Origin of the sequence: Thiohalomonas denitrificans, from assembly GCF_016841685.1 — a bacterium.
GTDB lineage: Bacteria > Pseudomonadota > Gammaproteobacteria > Thiohalomonadales > Thiohalomonadaceae > Thiohalomonas > Thiohalomonas denitrificans_A.
Genome location: NZ_JAENYR010000009.1, coordinates 1 through 17154 on the forward strand (window position 1 = coordinate 1; position 17154 = coordinate 17154).

14 protein-coding genes are annotated in these 17154 nt (G+C 61.6%); 1 reads left to right on the forward strand and 13 read right to left on the reverse strand.

Annotated elements, in window-relative coordinates:
* Positions 1-355: 355 nt before the first annotated feature.
* The 4 genes from Q7L05_RS03040 to Q7L05_RS03055 form a co-directional block, all read right to left on the reverse strand.
* The gene (locus tag Q7L05_RS03040) at positions 356-1327 is read right to left on the reverse strand and encodes a Nudix family hydrolase (protein WP_303901741.1); all 972 of its coding nucleotides are present in this window, start codon (positions 1325-1327) and stop codon (positions 356-358) included.
* A 140-nt stretch (positions 1328-1467) separates the two neighbouring features.
* Positions 1468-2682, reverse strand: coding sequence for a bifunctional glutamate N-acetyltransferase/amino-acid acetyltransferase ArgJ (gene argJ, locus Q7L05_RS03045; protein ID WP_303901744.1), 1215 nt, complete (start codon positions 2680-2682; stop codon positions 1468-1470).
* 111 nt (positions 2683-2793) lie between these two features.
* Positions 2794-5505, reverse strand: coding sequence for a preprotein translocase subunit SecA (gene secA / locus Q7L05_RS03050; protein WP_303901748.1), 2712 nt, complete (start codon positions 5503-5505; stop codon positions 2794-2796).
* A 413-nt stretch (positions 5506-5918) separates the two neighbouring features.
* Entirely contained in the window at positions 5919-6839 is a 921-nt protein-coding gene (locus Q7L05_RS03055; RefSeq protein WP_303901751.1) for a M23 family metallopeptidase, read from the reverse strand.
* A 73-nt stretch (positions 6840-6912) separates the two neighbouring features.
* Here Q7L05_RS03055 and Q7L05_RS03060 point away from each other — a divergent pair, with 73 nt between their 5' ends.
* A complete protein-coding gene (locus tag Q7L05_RS03060) occupies positions 6913-7359 on the forward strand; it encodes a DUF721 domain-containing protein (protein WP_303901754.1) in 447 nt (148 codons plus the stop codon).
* Positions 7360-7410: 51 nt separating this feature from the next.
* Here Q7L05_RS03060 and lpxC read toward each other — a convergent pair whose 3' ends face one another.
* From lpxC to ftsW, 9 genes are all read right to left on the reverse strand, one after another.
* On the reverse strand, positions 7411-8322 hold the full coding sequence (gene lpxC, locus Q7L05_RS03065) for a UDP-3-O-acyl-N-acetylglucosamine deacetylase (protein WP_303901758.1): 912 nt from the start codon (positions 8320-8322) through the stop codon (positions 7411-7413).
* Between the two features lie 98 nt (positions 8323-8420).
* Positions 8421-9563, reverse strand: a complete 1143-nt coding sequence (gene ftsZ, locus Q7L05_RS03070; RefSeq protein WP_303901761.1) for a cell division protein FtsZ — start codon at positions 9561-9563, stop codon at positions 8421-8423.
* Positions 9564-9621: 58 nt separating this feature from the next.
* Positions 9622-10851, reverse strand: a complete 1230-nt coding sequence (gene ftsA, locus Q7L05_RS03075; RefSeq protein WP_303901764.1) for a cell division protein FtsA — start codon at positions 10849-10851, stop codon at positions 9622-9624.
* A 17-nt stretch (positions 10852-10868) separates the two neighbouring features.
* Complete coding sequence (locus Q7L05_RS03080) at positions 10869-11561, reverse strand: cell division protein FtsQ/DivIB (RefSeq protein WP_303901767.1); 693 nt, start codon at positions 11559-11561, stop codon at positions 10869-10871.
* A gap of 53 nt (positions 11562-11614) precedes the next feature.
* A complete protein-coding gene (locus Q7L05_RS03085) occupies positions 11615-12547 on the reverse strand; it encodes a D-alanine--D-alanine ligase (protein ID WP_303901772.1) in 933 nt (310 codons plus the stop codon).
* The gene (gene murB, locus Q7L05_RS03090; protein ID WP_303901774.1) at positions 12544-13449 is read right to left on the reverse strand and encodes a UDP-N-acetylmuramate dehydrogenase; all 906 of its coding nucleotides are present in this window, start codon (positions 13447-13449) and stop codon (positions 12544-12546) included. The genes Q7L05_RS03085 and murB overlap by 4 nt, the downstream gene beginning before the upstream one ends.
* Positions 13446-14840: a UDP-N-acetylmuramate--L-alanine ligase gene (gene murC, locus Q7L05_RS03095; protein WP_303901939.1), complete on the reverse strand. Its 1395-nt coding sequence runs from the start codon at positions 14838-14840 to the stop codon at positions 13446-13448. Before murC ends, murB begins: the two co-directional genes overlap by 4 nt.
* A 71-nt stretch (positions 14841-14911) precedes the next feature.
* Positions 14912-16009: an undecaprenyldiphospho-muramoylpentapeptide beta-N-acetylglucosaminyltransferase gene (murG, locus tag Q7L05_RS03100; protein WP_303901777.1), complete on the reverse strand. Its 1098-nt coding sequence runs from the start codon at positions 16007-16009 to the stop codon at positions 14912-14914.
* Complete coding sequence (ftsW, locus tag Q7L05_RS03105) at positions 16006-17151, reverse strand: putative lipid II flippase FtsW (RefSeq protein WP_317623083.1); 1146 nt, start codon at positions 17149-17151, stop codon at positions 16006-16008. The genes murG and ftsW overlap by 4 nt, the downstream gene beginning before the upstream one ends.
* Between the last annotated feature and the right edge of the window lie 3 nt (positions 17152-17154).

Below are 17154 nucleotides of genomic sequence, written 5' to 3' on the forward strand. Positions count from 1 at the left end.
TTCGGGCCTGCGCAGCAGGGGGTACGGCTCGCAATGACGGCTAAGAGTTCGTCACCGATTCGGGCCTGCGCAGCAGGGGGTACGGCTCGCAATGACGGCTAAGAGTTCCTCATCGATTCGGGGCTGCGGAGCGGCGGGTGGGGCTCGCAATGACGGGTTCGTCTTTGATTCGAGCCTGCGCAGCAAGGGGCACGGCTCCTGAAAAACTTAACGAATCAGCGTTGAGTTTCGAACCACGGAGAACACGGGGCGCACGGGAGAAATAACCCCAGCCACCTGTTTGGCCCCCGTGGTCCCCGTGTACCCCTTGGTTATCGTTCGCCGTTGAGCGGAAGCAAACCTCCACCAAGAGATCTCAAGGAATGGGATTCCAAAGCGACCGGATGGCGGCGATTCCCTGTGCGCCGGACTGCCAGGCACGCAGGCGGTCGGCTGGTCCGAGTCCTCCCAGTGCATAAACCGGAATAGGGCTTCTTTCGCAGAGTGCCCTGAGGCCATTCCAGCCCAGAGTCGGTGCCCCGGGATGGCTCTCGGTGGGCAGGACCGGCGACGCGAATACGAAATCCACTCCGATCGAGAGCGCCCGCTCCAGTTCCTCTTCACCGTGACAGGCCGCGGATACCCAACGCTCCGACCCCAGAGGCCGCTCCGTAAGCTCTCGCAGTCTGGTGCCGGTCAGATGCACACCCGCCCCGGGAATGGCCTCAGCCATACTCACCGGACCATTGAGGCCCAAGTGAGCGCCGAACTGGCGACACAGAGTGGCAACCTGCTCCGAAAGGACCACAAGTTCACTTGGCGGTAGCGATTTTGCCCGCAGCTGAACCAGCCGAATCCCTTTTTTTAAGCGGCTTTCCAATCCGCCGAGGAAAGCGTCCCATTCAGCGGGCCGACCGGGGTCCGGCGTAATCAGTCCCCGATCGGGGAGCCGTGCCGCGTTCACGATGGGGCGGTTGGCAGCCGGAAATGCGTAATCGCTGAGCGCCTCCGGTCGAACCCAGGCGATCGGCTGACCTTCCCGGCCGTAGGCGACTCCGTCAAAGGCGTCGACTCGCCGGACGTTCAGCAGGACTTGCCGGCCACCGTAGTCGTGGGGGATTCGGATGAGCGGTCGACTCTGCGTCGGGACAATACCCAGCTCCTCATCCAGCTCCCGCCCCAGGGCGTGCTCCACCGTTTCACCGGGTTCTATTTTACCGCCCGGGAATTCCCACAGTCCGCCCTGGTGACGATGGTCGGCCCGACGGGCGATCAGAATCTGGCCCGCAGGATCGTGGATAACCGCTGCGGCGACCTGAAGGTATCGGGAGTAGTCAGGTGTGTGCATTCAGGTAGTATTCGCCCGTGAAGGGGGGCTCCGATACGGTTTTTGCCCCCGCTGTTTGGGCAAGTAGGCCACTTGGCACAACAGAGCTGGTAGCGGAATCCCCGCGGGTGCCCATCCCCAATCCGAACTCCGGCGCCCAGTCAAGTCCGGTATTCGGCATTGATGCGGACGTAGTCATAGGAGAAGTCGCAGGTCCAGACCGTCGCCTCGGCCGAGCCACGGGAGAGATCGACGCGAATGGTGATCTCCTCCTGATCCATGACCAGCTGGCCCTTGGCTTCTTCATAGTCCGCTGCGCGGCCGCCATCGCGAACGATACAGACCTCGTTCAGGTGAATGGTAACGCTCTCCAGGTCCAGGTCCGGGACTCCGGCCCGGCCGACGGCAGCCAGGATTCGGCCCCAGTTCGGGTCGGAGGCAAAGAAGGCGGTTTTCACCAGTGGCGAATGGGCGATGGTATAGGCCACATCCGTGCACTCTTTCTGGTCGCGACCCTTCACCACCTCGATGGCGATGAACTTGGTGGCGCCCTCACCATCTCGCACGATGAGCTGCGCCAGCTCCCGGCAGACCCCGGTCACCGCCGCTTCGAGGGTCGAAAAGTCGTCGCTTCCCGGTTCTGGTTCTACACCGCTGGCGCCGGTGGCCATCAGCACGCAGGCGTCATTGGTAGAGGTGTCGCCATCGACGCTGATGCGATTGAAGGAGAGGTCGGCGACTCGCTTCAGCAAGCCTTCGAGAGCGCCTCGTTCGACGACCGCATCGGTGGCGATGAAAGCCAGCATGGTCGCCATATCCGGCCGGATCATCCCGGCGCCCTTGGAGATCCCGGTTACTGTCACCATTCGACCACCGATCTCGACCTGCCGTGAGGCCCCTTTCGGGACCGTATCAGTGGTCAGGATACCGTCGGCGGCGCTCGCCCAGCCCTCCGTGTTGAGGGCGGCAAACGCAGCGGGGATGGCGTCGGCAAGGGTCGCTACCGGTAGCGGTTCGCCGATCACGCCGGTGGAAAACGGCAGGATGTCGGCCGCTTCACAGCCCCCTCGGGCGGCGACAGCTTCACAGCAGGTATGGGCGTCGATAAAGCCCTGTCGCCCAGTCCCGGCATTGGCATTACCGGTGTTGATTAGCAGGTAGGCGGGGGCGCGGGCCGACAGGTGCTCGCGGGCAACGATGACGGGAGCCGCACAGAAGGCGTTGCGCGTAAAGACCGCCGATGCCGTCGTGCCCCGAGCCAATTCGATCAGGACCAGATCCGGACGGCCCGGCTTTTTGATGCCGGCAGCGGTTGTGCCAAGGCGCACGCCCCCCACTGGATATAGCTTTGGCAGCCCTTGGTAACCGACGGCCATTGTCTCTCCTTAACCCAAAAACCATTTCACTGCAAAGATGTAAGAAACGTTTGCAGCCACAGCGGACACCAACGTGAGATTGCTGGCGCTCCTGTGGCACCTTTTAATGGTCTAGCTCAACTGCCCGTGGCACTGTTTGTATTTCTTTCCGGAGCCGCACGGGCACGGTTCGTTGCGCCCGACTTTCCGGCCTTCACGAACGAAGGGGCGGTGCTCCTCTTCGGTATCGCGCGGCTCGGAAGCGCCGGTGCCGGCGATGGCCGAGGCCGCGGCGTGCTTGAACTCCATCTTTGCAGCCGCGCGCCGCTGCTCCTCGACCGCCGCCACATCCTCCTCGGCCTTCACCTGAACCTTGGAGAGCACGCCGATGGTTTCCCGCTTGATGCGTCCGAGCATCTCGTCGAACAGCGTGAAGGCCTCGCGCTTGTATTCCTGCTTGGGATTTTTCTGCGCATAACCACGCAGGTGAATGCCCTGGCGCAGGTAATCCATTGCCGCGAGGTGCTCCTTCCAGTGGGTATCGAGCACTTGCAACATGACCGCCTTTTCGAAGTGGCGCAGAACTGTGGTCCCCGCCTGCTCCTCCTTCTCCTCGTAGCGGTTCACCATCTCTTCAAGGATGCGCCGGCGCAGATTCTCCTCATGCAGGTCGTCATCTTCATCCAGCCGCTGGCGAATCGGCAGTTTTAACCCGAATTCGTACTCCAGTGCCTCTTCCAAACCGGGTACATCCCACTGCTCCTCGATGCTCCGGGGCGGGATAAAACCATCGACGACGTCGTTGAGCACATCCACCCGAATCGTTTCGATAGCCTCGGAGATGTCATCCTGCGCCATGAGATCGTTGCGCTGCTCATAGATAACCTTGCGTTGGTCGTTAGCCACATCGTCATATTCCAGCAGCTGCTTGCGGATGTCGAAGTTATGACCTTCCACCTTGCGCTGGGCGTTCTCGATGGCGCGCGACACCCAGGGGTGCTCAATGGCCTCACCCTCCTCCATGCCGAGCTTCTGCATGATCCCCGCCACCCGGTCGGAGGCGAAGATCCGCATCAGATTGTCCTCGAGAGACAGATAAAAACGGGTTGAACCCGGATCGCCCTGACGCCCGGAACGACCACGCAGTTGGTTGTCGATACGCCGCGATTCATGGCGCTCCGTCCCAATGATATGGAGGCCCCCGGCTTCGAGCACGGATTGATTTCGCTTTTTCCAATCCTCGCGAATCCTGGCCTGCTGCTCTTTAGTCGCTTCTTCGCCCAATGTATCCAATTCAGCAGCGAGATTACCGCCAAGCACGATGTCGGTACCACGGCCCGCCATGTTGGTGGCAATGGTGACCGCACCGGGCATACCGGCGGCAATGACGATCTCCGCCTCACGTTCATGCTGCTTGGCGTTCAGCACCTCATGCCTGATCTTTTCCTTGTCCAGGAGCCGCGACAGGTACTCCGAAATCTCGATAGAGGTGGTACCCACCAGGACCGGCTGCTGACGCCCGTGGCAATCTTTGATGTCTTCGGTAACGGCGTCGAATTTCTCCTGCTGAGTGAGATAGATCAGGTCACCCATATCCATGCGGACCATGGGATGATGGGTGGGAATCACCGCCACCTCCAGACCATAGATCTGCTGGAACTCGTAGGCTTCCGTATCGGCAGTACCGGTCATGCCGGAGAGCTTGTCGTAAAGTCGGAAGTAGTTCTGGAAAGTGATCGAGGCGAGGGTCTGGTTCTCACTCTGTACCGGAACTCCCTCTTTGGCCTCAACCGCCTGATGCAGACCATCGGACCAACGCCGCCCGGCCATGCTGCGGCCGGTGAACTCGTCGACGATCACCACCTGATTGTCCTTAACGAGATAGTGAACATCCTTCTGGAACAGGACATGGGCGCGCAGAGCGGCATTGAGGTGGTGCATCAGGCCGATATTGGCCGCATCGTAGAGGGTGTCGCCCTCCTGCAGCAGCCCGGCCTCTGTCAACAGGCTCTCTACGTGTTCGTGCCCTTCCTCGGTCAGATGGACTTGGCGTCCCTTTTCGTCGAGGCTGTAATCGCCCGGACCCTCCTCTTCTTCCTGTCGGGTCAGTTCGGGGACCAGCCCGTTCATGCGATAGTACAGTTCAGAACTGTTCTCGGCCTGCCCCGAGATAATCAGGGGTGTACGCGCCTCATCGATAAGAATCGAGTCCACCTCATCCACAATCGCGAAAGGGCGCTCCCGCTGAACCCGCTCTTCGGGCTTGAACGCCATATTATCGCGGAGGTAGTCGAAGCCGTATTCATTGTTAGTGCCATAGGTGATGTCAGCAAAATAGGCGAGGCGTTTGGAGTCGTGGTCCATGCCCGGTACGACCACCCCGGTCTCCATACCCAGGAAGCCGTAGAGCTTGCCCATCCAGGCGGCATCACGCCGGGCCAGATAGTCATTAACGGTGATGACGTGTACGCCCTTTCCCGGCAGCGCATTGAGATAGGCAGCGAGAGTGGCAACCAGGGTCTTGCCCTCGCCGGTCTTCATCTCGGCGATCTTGCCCTGGTGCAGTACCATGCCCCCAATCAGCTGCACATCGTAGTGGCGCATGCCGAGAACCCGCTTGGCCCCCTCGCGCACCACCGCGAACGCCTCCGCCAGCAGATCGTCGAGACTGACACCCTCCTCGATGCGCTGCCGAAATTCGAGCGTCTTTCCCTGAAGCGCCTCATCGGAGAGCGCCTCGAGTTCCGCTTCGAGGTCGTTGATACGCGCGACGTCCTTACGCAGGCGTTTAAGCAGCCGCTCGTTTCGGCTGCCGAAAATCTTGCTCAACATGTTGGTGACCATAAACTTCCCGGATTGCCCCGAATTGAATTCCTTGCACTCAGCCGTGTATCGACCGGGCAAAAGCAAACATTTTAACGAACGCGGATGGGTTTGCGCGGTTTGACGCACACACTTTAGATACCCTGATGGGAGCAAAATTCCCTGGGCTGTCGACGATCGAGCGGATCCGCACCATACCTTCCGGCTTTAGGGTAAGCAGAACTAGGAGCCTGTCCGAGAATAGCGACCGTCACGAGGGCAAGACGGATTGAGTCGGATTTTTCGGTCATTTGAGGCGAATAGTGGTTCTATTTAACGAAAATGAGCGGGAAATCCGGCCAAGCAGGCTTGGCCGCACGACTCCACGGATGGAGGAGTTAAGAGCGAAGCAGGATGCCAGAGCCGAGTAGGTCAGTCTATTCTCGGACAGGCTCCTAGCCGGCCACCTTCAGGTATTTGGATGGATTAACGGTTTTGCCATCGAGAATGACCTCGAAGTGCACATGGGGCCCGGTGGAGCGGCCGGTGCTTCCCATCGTGGCGATCAATTGGCCCTTTTTCACCGTGTCCCCGACTTCAACCGTGACTTCGTTACAATGACCGTAACGGGTCACATAGCCATTACCGTGAGTAACCTCGACCAGATTGCCGTACCCGTAGCGATCCCCGGCCCAGGTCACCACTCCGGAACCAACCGCCATCACGTCAGAGCCTTCCTTACCGGCAAAATCGATGCCTTTGTGGTAGTCCTTTTTCCCGGTAAAGGGATCATTACGCCATCCGAAATGCGATGACAGCCATCCCCCCTTGATGGGCTTTCCCCTCGGGTGCACCTGGGCCTGGAGGTTGCGATTCATCAGCAGGCTTTCAAGCACGGAGAGTTGACGATCGCGGCTTTCCAACTGTTGCGACAACTCATCGAGTTGGTTCATAAAGTCCGGAACCGCCAGTGCCGGCTGATTGAGCTCACTACTTTCGGGGCCACCCTGAGCCGGCAGGGTGCTGAAATCGAACTCTCCGTTATCCAGGCCCCCGATCCGGGTGAGACGTTGTCCCAGTGCATCCAGACGTATTACGTGGGCTTGCATCTGCCCCAAGCGCAGCGTAAGGGCATTGAGATTCTCCTCGGCGGTACGGGTAGCCTCGGCCACCTCGGCTCGCTGTTCCGCCATCTCCTGTTCGAGGCCTTGGGCAAGAACCTCGCTGGTGCCATGCTCTATCCCGAGCCGATAGCCCGCATAGAGGCCCGTTACGGGAAGCGCAATAGTTAGAACCACAACGGCGATGAAGGCATGACCGCCCAGTTCGAGGCATTTGGAGCGTCCGGATTGTTTGGAAACCAGCAGGATATTCATATTGTGCTGTCTCGGTAACCCTTGTGCGTTTATTATTGGTTATTATGCTTGATTTGGCGCCCGGATCCTAAAAGTGTTTCGACCCCGAAATCTCAAATCGCTGCTTGCCGGTGGCCTGGGCCGGACTATCGACCACGCCAGGGTGCTGATTCGACTGGAACAGCAGGTAATCGGCTGCCTGGACGCTAAGCTGGCCTCCCACTGCCGGGTCGCCAACGTCAAAAACGGTATTCTGGTCCTGCAGGTCGACACGCCCGCCTGGGCCGGTCGCCTCCGCCAGCAAGCCCCCAAACTGGTCGCTCAGCTGCGGGAAACCGGGGAATTCGCCTCTATCGAACAGATCCGCGTTACGGTGCGTCCGGTTGAACACCGAAGCGTTCCCTCTCGGCCAATGGCCCGGCTATCGGCCGAAAGCGCCCAAGGAATCGAAGCGGCGGCCGAAACAATCGGTGACGAGGCGCTCAGCGCCGCCCTCAGACGGCTGGCCAAGCACCGGAATTCATCCGACCGCGACTCTTGACAACCCGTCGACTTGATAACACTAATCCACTACGGAAAAGCGCTACGGCTGCTAGCCGACCGGCAGCGGCTGGACGTAGGAAATCGGTGCGCTCTCGGGCTCATCGAAGGTCACGACTTCCCAAGCCTCCTCGTCGGCCAACAACGCCAGCAGCAGCAGGTTGTTCAGGGCATGGCCCGACTTGTAACCGTCGAACGCCCCGATAAGACTGTGGCCGAGCAGATAGAGATCTCCGATGGCATCGAGGATCTTGTGCTTCACGAACTCGTTCTCGTAACGCAAGCCGTCTTCGTTCAGAATACGGTAATCGTCGACTACCACAGCGTTATCCAGACTACCGCCCAACGCCAAATTCTGCGCCCGTAGCGCCTCGACCTGGCTCATGAAGCCGAATGTTCGCGCCCGACTGACTTCTTTAACAAAGGAGGTGGTTGAGAAGTCGATTTCTGAATGCTGGATATCACTGTTGAAGGCCGGGTGATCGAAATCGATAGCCATTCCGACCTTGAAACCGTCGAACGGCTCGAAACGGACCCATTTGTCATCTTCCCGGACCTCGACCGCCTGCTTGATGCGGATAAATCGCTTGGCCGCCTCCTGTTCCTGAATGCCCGCTGACTGAATCAGAAACACGAATGGACCGGCGCTGCCATCCATAATGGGAACTTCTGGGGCGGAGAGATCAATATACGCATTATCGATACCCATCCCCGCCAGGGCGGAGAGCAGATGCTCGACGGTAGAAATGCGTACGTCTCCCTTTACCAGGGTGGAAGACAGTGTGGTCTCTCCCACATTTTGCGCCTTGGCCTCCACTTCCACCGGGACCTCGTAATCCACCCGACGGAATATAATACCGGAGTCTACCGGCGCCGGCCGTAGCGTGAGATAGACCTTCTCTCCCGTATGCAGGCCGACCCCCGTGGCCCGAATGACGTTCTTTAGCGTGCGTTGCCGGATCACCGTAACTTCCTGATTTTTGTTGTTAAGTCGAAATCATACCATGGAGCAAATCCCGTGCCTAGTGGGGGTTTTCACAGTAAAACCCGTGAGCCGTGCCGTCAGTCGGCCTGGCGGCGCAGGAAGGCCGGGATATCCAGGTAATCCATATCCCCCTCTTTCGCCTTTGCCTTGGTGGTTTCGGCAGCACGCTGGCGAAGCACCGTGGGACGATCGTAATCGACACCATCTGTGCCGGTCGCCTGCTGGTTAACCACCAGTTTGACCGATTCCCCCTGTTTGGCCCCGTCCGGTCCCAGACCGGTGGCGACAACAGTGACCCGCAGTTCATCCGACATCTCGGGATCGATCACGGTACCGACGACGACAGTGGCGTTTTCAGAGGCGAATTCGGCGATAGTGTCACCCACATCCTGGAACTCGCCCATCGACATGTCCATACCGGCCGTCACGTTGACGAGGATACCGCGCGCACCGGAGAGGTTGACATCCTCCAGCAACGGACTGGACACCGCAGCTTCCGCCGCTTGACGGGCGCGAGTATCACCCGACGCCGAACCGGTCCCCATCATGGCCATGCCCATCTCGCTCATGACCGTACGCACGTCGGCAAAATCGACATTGATGAGGCCGGGACGGGTGATCAGATCGGCAATACCCTGGACCGCGCCCAGCAGTACGTCATTGGCCGCTTTGAAGGCGTCTAGCAGTGTGGCGCTTTTCCCCATCACCGATAACAGCTTGTCATTGGGAATGGTGATCAGGGAGTCCACATGCTTCTTCAGCTCCTCCATGCCTTCAACGGCCTGGGCCATGCGTTTTTTGCCCTCGAAAGGGAACGGCTTGGTGACCACCGCCACGGTGAGGATACCCAACTCTTTCGCTACCTGGGCCACCACGGGTGCGCCGCCCGTACCGGTGCCTCCGCCCATTCCGGCGGTAATGAAGATCATATCCGCGCCGGCCAACACCTCCTGGATTCGATCCCGATCCTCCATGGCGGCCTGCCGGCCAATCTCGGGATTGGCCCCCGCCCCGAGACCTTTGGTGATGTTGCTGCCGATCTGCAGTACCGTCTGGTTGGAAAGCTTCATCAACGCCTGGGCATCGGTGTTGGCGCAGATGAAATCCACACCCTCGATGTTCTGCATCACCATATGCTCCACGGCGTTTCCTCCGCCGCCACCCACACCAACGACCTTGATAACCGCGTTCTGGGCCTGTGCATCCATCAGTTCGAACATGTCATCACCTCCTGATTATGGTTATAGGGCAACGCCCCTTCCCACTAATTCTCATTGGTCAGAAATTCCCCTGGAACCAGCTTTTCATACGCTGGTAGACACTGCGCAGCCCGGCCCCGGCAAAGTCCGGTGCGTGGCCACGGTTATGCTTGCCGAACAGCAACAGCCCGACGCCGGTGGAATAGATGGGATTCCGCACCACGTCGGACAGACCGGCAACGCCGTGGGGCAGCCCCAGGCGCACCGGCATGTGAAAGATCTCTTCCGCCAGCTCGACCCCGCCCTCCATCTTGGCGGTACCGCCGGTGAGCACCACGCCCGCGGCGCACAGATCCTCATAACCGCTGCGACGCAACTCCGCCTGCACCAGTGTGAACAGTTCGTCATAGCGGGGTTCGACCACCTCCGCCAGGGTCTGCCGTTCCAGGCGCCGAGCCGGCCGATCCCCCACGCTCGGCACCTCGATAGTGTCGTCGGGGCTCGCCAGCTGGGTGAGAGCACAGGCGTACTTGATTTTGATATCCTCCGCGTGCTGTGTCGGCGTGCGCAGGGCCACGGCGATATCGTTGGTCACCTGGTCGCCGGCGATGGGTATCACCGCCGTGTGACGAATGGCCCCTTCGGTAAACACCGCGATGTCGGTAGTGCCGCCTCCGACGTCGACCAGACACACCCCGAGTTCCTTTTCATCCTCGGAAAGGACCGCATAACTCGAGGCCAGCTGTTCGAGGATGATGTCGTCGACTTCCAGCCCGCAGCGGCGCACGCATTTGATAATATTTTGAGCGGCACTCACCGCACCGGTCACCAGATGGACCTTGGCTTCCAGGCGCACCCCGGACATGCCGACCGGTTCGCGAATGCCCTCCTGGTTGTCGATAATGAATTCCTGTGGCAACACGTGCAGGATCTTTTGATCAGCGGGAATCGCTACGGCCCGGGCGGCGTCGATCACCCGCTCCACGTCGCTCTGGTGCACCTCTTTGTCCTTGATAGCAACGATGCCGTGGGAATTGAGGCTTCGGACGTGGCTACCCGCGATCCCGGTGAACACCGAATGGATCTGACAGCCGGCCATGAGCTCCGCCTCTTCCACGGCGCGCTGAATGGACTGGACCGTGGATTCGATATTGACCACTACTCCTTTTTTGAGACCCCGCGACGGATGCGATCCGATCCCGATGATCTCGATCTCCTGCCCGGCGGTAATCTCGCCAACGATGGCACTCACCTTGGAGGTGCCGATGTCCAGGGCGACGATCAGGTTCTTGTCCAATTTTTTCGACATACCTCCACTCCCCTGCCTCAAGCGGCCTTCTTCCACTGCACGGCAAATCCGTTGGTGTAACGCAGGTCGACGTTTTCAATCGTTTCCAGACGCGGCGCAATCGCTACGTCATAGGTGCGCACGAAGCGCAGCAGACGATCAGTGATTTCCCGTCGACCCAGGAGCAGTGCCAGACCGCTGTTCAATTGCAGTCGCCAGGCCCGACGCGCATCCATTTCCAGATGGGTGATCGAGGCGCCGAGTGCCACCAGCATGTCCTGCATTTCGCGCAAACGGGTCATCACCTTTCTCTCGGTCCCTTCCGGACCCGCCAGCACCGGCAGCTCCCCATCCGCCATGGCGTGTTTTTCGGGGATAAAGCGTTCGCCCCTTTCGTTGATCAGGCCGCCTTCGGCCCATACGGCGGCGGCCCGCTGCTCTTCGATGGAGACCGCCAGGGCCGCCGGCCAGATCCGCCGTACCGATGCCTGGCGCACCCAGGCCAGCTCCTCCACCGAACGGCGAATGCCGTTCATATCCAGCCCCAGAAACCCGGCGTTGACGAACGGCTCCAACACCTGGCGCAGCTCTTCCCGATCCACATGGACAAAGGTGCCGCGAATGTGAACCGACGCTACCGGCAGGGTTGACGACTGCATCAACCAGCGACCCGTAAAACCGATGACGGCAATGCCGGCAACCAGTGCCAGCGATTGGCCCGTCCTCTTCAACCAACGACGGTTCCGCTGGATTTGTTCGTTTTTGCGTGCTGCCTGCCGTTTTCTCATCCGGCCGCCCCTACGCTGGTCTCGAGAATCCGCCAGACCAACTCGTCGAAATCGATGCCGGCAGCCTGCGCGGCCATCGGCACCAGACTGTGGTCCGTCATGCCCGGAATGGTATTGACCTCGATCGGCCACAGACGGCCTTCGGCATCGGCCATGATGTCCACCCGGCCCCAGCCCGAGGCGCCGACACCCCGGAAGGCGTCCAGTGCCAGCCGCCCGAGCTCCGCTTCGCGTTCTGCATGCAACCCGCACGGCACGTGATAGCGGGTGGTGTTCGCCCGGTACTTGGCCTCGTAATCATAAAAACTGTGCGGCGTTTCCAGGCGGATGGCCGGCAGGGGCTCACCGCTCAGTATGGCCACGGTGTACTCGGCACCGGTGACCCAGGCCTCGGCAAACACCTCACGGTCATAGCGGGCCGCTTCGGCGTAGGCGGCGGCCAGGTGTTCGGGCGATTCCACCCGGGACATCCCGATACTCGAACCCTCGCGGGCCGGTTTGACCATGAGCGGCAAGCCGAGGCGTGCGGCAACCGACGCAAAATCGCTATCCGCGGTCAGCACCTCAAAAGCCGGTGTGGGCAGGCCGCCGCCCATCCAGACCTGCTTCGTACGCAACTTGTCCATGCCCAGCGCCGAGGCGAGCACGCCGCTACCGGTGTAGGGCAGGCCCATTGTCTCCAGCGCCCCCTGGATGGCACCGTCTTCCCCGCCACGGCCGTGCAGTGCGATGAACACGCGGTCAAAACCGCCGGTTCCCAACCGATCGAGGACATCACGGCCGGCATCGATACCATGCACATCCACACCGCGGCGCTCCAGTGCAGCCAGGCAGGCAGCCCCACTTTTCAGCGACACCTCGCGCTCAGCCGACAAACCGCCCATCAGCAGTGCGACGCGGCCAAATGCCTTGGGATCGCTGACGCTCATCCCTTCACCTTCGGTTCACCGACGATGCGCACCTCGGGCTCCAGCACCACCCCGGAGTGTTCACGCACACGATCGACCACTCGCAGGATCAGCTGTTCGAGCTCCCCGGCACTGGCCTCGCCCTTATTGATGATGAAATTGGCGTGTTTGTCCGACACGCAGGCCCCGCCGATGCAGGTACCCTTGAGGCCGCTCGCCTCGATCAACCGGGCCGCGTGATCACCCTCCGGGTTGCGGAACACTGAACCGGCGCTGGGTTGTCCAATCGGCTGGTTGGCAGCACGCCGGTCCAGGTAGCTGCGCATCTGCCGGGTTGCTTCTTCCGTATCACCCGCCGCAAACGCCAATTCTGCCGCAACGAACCATTCACCGGCCGGCCCCTGCACGCTGCGGTAGCCGATACGATAGTCAGCAGGCGACCGGGTACGGCGGTGACCGAACCGGTCGATGGTCTCCACTTCCACCACCCGCTCCCAGATCTCACTGCCGAAGCAGCCCGCATTCATCGCCAGTGCTCCGCCAATCGTTCCCGGAATCCCGGCCAGGAATTCGGCCCCCGCCAGGTCGGCCCGTGCGCAAAAACGTGCCGTCTTGGCGCAGGCGGTACCCGCCTCGATGCGGACTCGGCCCCGGCCCCGCTTTTCAAGCCGGCCGAGCGTTCCAGCTGTGCTGATCACCGTGCCGCGGATACCGCCGTCACGGACCAGCAGATTGCTTCCCAGCCCTACCCAATAGAGCGGTTCATCGGCGGCCATGGAGCCGAGGAAGAGAGTCAGGTCGTCGATATCGGCCGGCCGGTACCAGCGTTCGGCCGGACCACCCGCCCGCCAAGTGGTGTGACGAGCCATCGTCTCGTTCTCGCGCAGTTCCCCGCGCAATTCGAGCCGCTCCGCCGTCATCATGTATCCACCTCCAGCTGCTTTGGCAAGGCGGCTGCAATGCCGCCGATGTCGCCGGCTCCCAGCGTCAGCACCACATCGCCATCCCGCAGCACACCCAGCAGGGTCTCCGGCAGGTCTTCCCGACCGTGGACAAACACCGGGTCCACCTGGCCGCGGGCGCGGATAGCCCGACAGAGGGTGCGGCTGTCCGCACCCGCCACCGGTGTCTCGCCGGCGGCGTAGACCTCGAGCACCAGCAGGGCGTCCGCGTCGGTCAGCACTTCGGTGAAATCCTCGAACAGGTCCCGGGTGCGGGAGTAGCGGTGCGGCTGAAAGACCACTACCAGGCGACGCTCCGGCCATGCAGCACGGGCGGCCTTCAGGGTGGCCTCCACCTCTCTTGGATGGTGTCCGTAATCATCCACCAGCAGAACCTGGCCCTTGGGTGTTTGCACTTCGCCGTGGACCTGGAAGCGGCGGCCGATACCCTCGAATTTATCCAGGGCGCTTTCGATGGCCGCATCGCTGACGCCAACCTCGTGGGCAACCGCTACCGCAGCGAGGGCATTGAGGACATTGTGTTCTCCCGGCATATTGAGGGTGACGTGCAGCCACTCCTCGGCGCCGGGCCGGGCGATACGAAAGCGGGTGCGCAGGCCATCCTGCACCATATCCACGGCACGCACGTCGGCATCGGCGCTGAAACCGTAGGTGGTTACGGGACGAGACATTTCCGGAATCAGCTCACGCACTACCGGGTCATCCAGGCAGACCACCGCCAATCCGTAAAAAGGCAGGTGGTGAACGAATTCCACGAAGGTTTCACGCAGCTTGCCGAAGTCGCCGCCATAGGTGCCCATATGGTCCATATCGATATTGGTGACCACCGCCGTCATGGGCTGCAGATAGAGGAAAGACGCGTCGCTCTCGTCGGCTTCGGCCACCAGAAAATGGCTCGCACCCAGTCGTGCATGACTGCCTGCGCTATTCAGGCGCCCGCCGATCACGAAGGTGGGATCGAGGCCCCCCTCGGCGAGGATGCTGGCGATCAGGCTGGTGGTGGTGGTCTTGCCATGGGTGCCGGCAACAGCGATGCCGTGACGGAAACGCATCAGTTCGGCCAGCATTTCCGCGCGGCGAACCACCGGGATGCGACGCGCCTTGGCCGCTTTCACCTCGGGGTTGGCGTCATTGACCGCCGAGGAGATCACCACCGCATCACAACCCTCGATCTGTTTGGCCTCATGACCGAGAAACAGCGTTGCGCCCAGTGCCTCCAGATGGCGGGTGACGGCGTTCTCCCGCAGGTCGGAACCGACGATCCGGTAACCGAGATTGAGCAGCACTTCGGCAATTCCACCCATTCCGGAACCGCCGATCCCGACCATGTAGATCGAGCGAATGCGGCCCATCACCGTCTGGTTCGCGGAGTAATTGGCCCTGTTGTTGGTCCCGGAGACCAGGTCGGTTTCGCTCTCAATGCTCATACATCACTCCCGGGACGCGCCAGTTGCAGGCACGCCCTTGTCACTTCATCTGTTGCCGCCGGCCGGGCCCCCGCCCGGGCCGACCGCGCCATTGTCAAAAGCCGCTCGCGCCCGCTGGCGGCATCGGTGGCAAATTCCTCGATCCGGGCCGACAGCCCTTCGGCCGTCAGTTCCGCCTGTGGCACCAGCAAGGCGGCGCCGGCATCCGTCAGATAGCGGGCGTTGCGCGTCTGGTGGTCATCGACTGCATAGGGAAACGGGACCAGGATCGCCGGTGCACCGGCAGCGGCCAGCTCGCTGACGGTCAGCGCCCCGGCCCGGCAAATCACCAGATCGGCCCAGCCGTAGGCTTCGGCCATGTCCTCCAGGAAGGGGCGGACATCGGCCGTGATTCCGACGGCCGTATAGCTCTCCCGCGCCGAGGCCAGTTTCTTCTCGCCGGCCTGATGCAGAATCAGGGGCTGCCGATCGGGCGCTATCCGACCCAACGCCTCCGGAACGATGCGATTGAGGGCTTCCGCACCCTGGCTGCCGCCGATCACCAGTACCCGCAGAGAACCCGTACGGCCCGCAAAGCGATCATCCGGGCTGGGCAGCGCGGCGATCTCTTCGCGTACCGGATTGCCCACCGCCTCACCCCGTGTCAGTACATCGGGGAATGCGGTCAACACCCGATGGGCCCAGCGGGCCAGCAGCCGATTGGTGAGCCCCGCCGCGGCATTCTGCTCATGAATCAGCAAAGGAAACCCGAGCAGCTTGGCGCCCAGTCCCCCCGGGCCGGCGACAAATCCGCCCATGCCCAATACAACGCCCGGGCGGAATCGCCGCAGTACCGCTAGCGACTGTGCCAGCGCACGCACCAGCCTGACGGGGGCCGTCAGCCAGCCCAGTGCGCCCTTACCTCGGAGCCCGGCAATGCTGATGAAATCAATCGGGAAGCCCGCTGCAGTGACCACCCGCGCCTCCATGCCGGCGCGGGTCCCCAGCCAGCGGACCTCAACGCCCTGCTCGGCGAGGGCACGCGCCACGGCAAGAGCCGGGAACACATGGCCGCCCGTACCACCGGCCATGATCAGAATGCGCGGGGCACTCATCGGCGACCTCCCCCGGACATGCCGGCCAGCTGCGTCTCCAGTCCCACCCGCAGTACCAGTGCGATCGCCATACAGCTGATCAGCATGCTGCTGCCGCCGTAGCTCATCAACGGCAGGGTGAGCCCCTTGGTGGGCAGCACGCCCATGTTGACGCCGATATTGACGACCACCTGCAGCGCAATCCACATACCGACCCCGAAGGCCAGATAGCTGCCGAACGGCTGTCCCGCTTCGGCTGCACGGCGGCCAATCCGGAATACCCGCCAGAGAAGAAGGGAAAACAGGGCCATGACGCCCAGGGTACCCATCAGCCCGAGCTCCTCGGCCAATACCGCCAGCAGAAAATCGGTATGTGCCTCGGGGAGGTAGAAGAGCTTTTGCACGCTGCCGCCGAGACCTACCCCCAACCAGTCACCCCGCCCAAAGGCGATCAGGGCCTGGGTGAGCTGAAAGCCGCTGTTGAAAGGGTCTTCCCATGGGTTGAGAAAAGTGGTCAGTCGCTCTAGCCGATAGGGTGAAGAGACCGCCAGGACCGACAGTACCGCGCCGGCCAGTCCCACCAGCAGCGCGAACAGCCACAGACGCACACCACCCAGGAACATCATGCCGAGCGCCGTTGCCATGAGCACGGCAGCGGCGCCAAAATCGGGTTCGACAAGGAGCAATACGGCGATCAGCGTGACCAGGGACATGGGGATCAGGAAGCCGGCCACCGTCGTGCGCACCGCTCCGCCGTGACGCACCAGGTAACCGGACATATAGATCACCACTGCAAGTTTCACGAATTCCGACACCTGAAAGTTGAATGGTCCCACCATCAGCCAGCGGGTACTGCCGTTTACCGTTCGTCCCAATCCCGGAATGAAGAGCACCGCCAGCAGCACTAGCCCACCAACCAGAAGTGCCGGACCGATTTTTTCCCAGACGGAAAGCGGAACGCGCAGGACCCCGAGGGCCAGAGTGAGGCCCAGCCCGGCATAGGCGAACTGCCGCCACAGGTAATAAAAGGGCTCACCGGTTTGCCGATCGGCAATGGCTACCGAGGCCGACCCGATCATCACCAACCCCAAGGCCAGCAGCGTCACGGCAGCGCCGGCCAACGGGGTATCCATCAGCGGGCGGCCACGGCGCCGCGGCGGCATCTT

Bases quoted from the DNA above. Each gene is read 5' to 3' on its own strand.
- secA (WP_303901748.1), bottom strand. From the start codon at position 5,505: ATGGTCACCAACATGTTGAGCAAGATTTTCGGCAGCCGAAACGAGCGG.
- murG (WP_303901777.1), bottom strand. From the start codon at position 16,009: ATGAGTGCCCCGCGCATTCTGATCATGGCCGGTGGTACGGGCGGCCAT.
- ftsZ (WP_303901761.1), bottom strand. From the start codon at position 9,563: ATGTTCGAACTGATGGATGCACAGGCCCAGAACGCGGTTATCAAGGTC.
- Q7L05_RS03055 (WP_303901751.1), bottom strand. From the start codon at position 6,839: ATGAATATCCTGCTGGTTTCCAAACAATCCGGACGCTCCAAATGCCTC.
- argJ (WP_303901744.1), bottom strand. From the start codon at position 2,682: ATGGCCGTCGGTTACCAAGGGCTGCCAAAGCTATATCCAGTGGGGGGC.
- ftsA (WP_303901764.1), bottom strand. From the start codon at position 10,851: ATGTCGAAAAAATTGGACAAGAACCTGATCGTCGCCCTGGACATCGGC.
- murB (WP_303901774.1), bottom strand. From the start codon at position 13,449: ATGATGACGGCGGAGCGGCTCGAATTGCGCGGGGAACTGCGCGAGAAC.
- ftsW (WP_317623083.1), bottom strand. From the start codon at position 17,151: ATGCCGCCGCGGCGCCGTGGCCGCCCGCTGATGGATACCCCGTTGGCC.
- Q7L05_RS03085 (WP_303901772.1), bottom strand. From the start codon at position 12,547: ATGAGCGTCAGCGATCCCAAGGCATTTGGCCGCGTCGCACTGCTGATG.
- murC (WP_303901939.1), bottom strand. From the start codon at position 14,840: ATGGGCCGCATTCGCTCGATCTACATGGTCGGGATCGGCGGTTCCGGA.
- Q7L05_RS03040 (WP_303901741.1), bottom strand. From the start codon at position 1,327: ATGCACACACCTGACTACTCCCGATACCTTCAGGTCGCCGCAGCGGTT.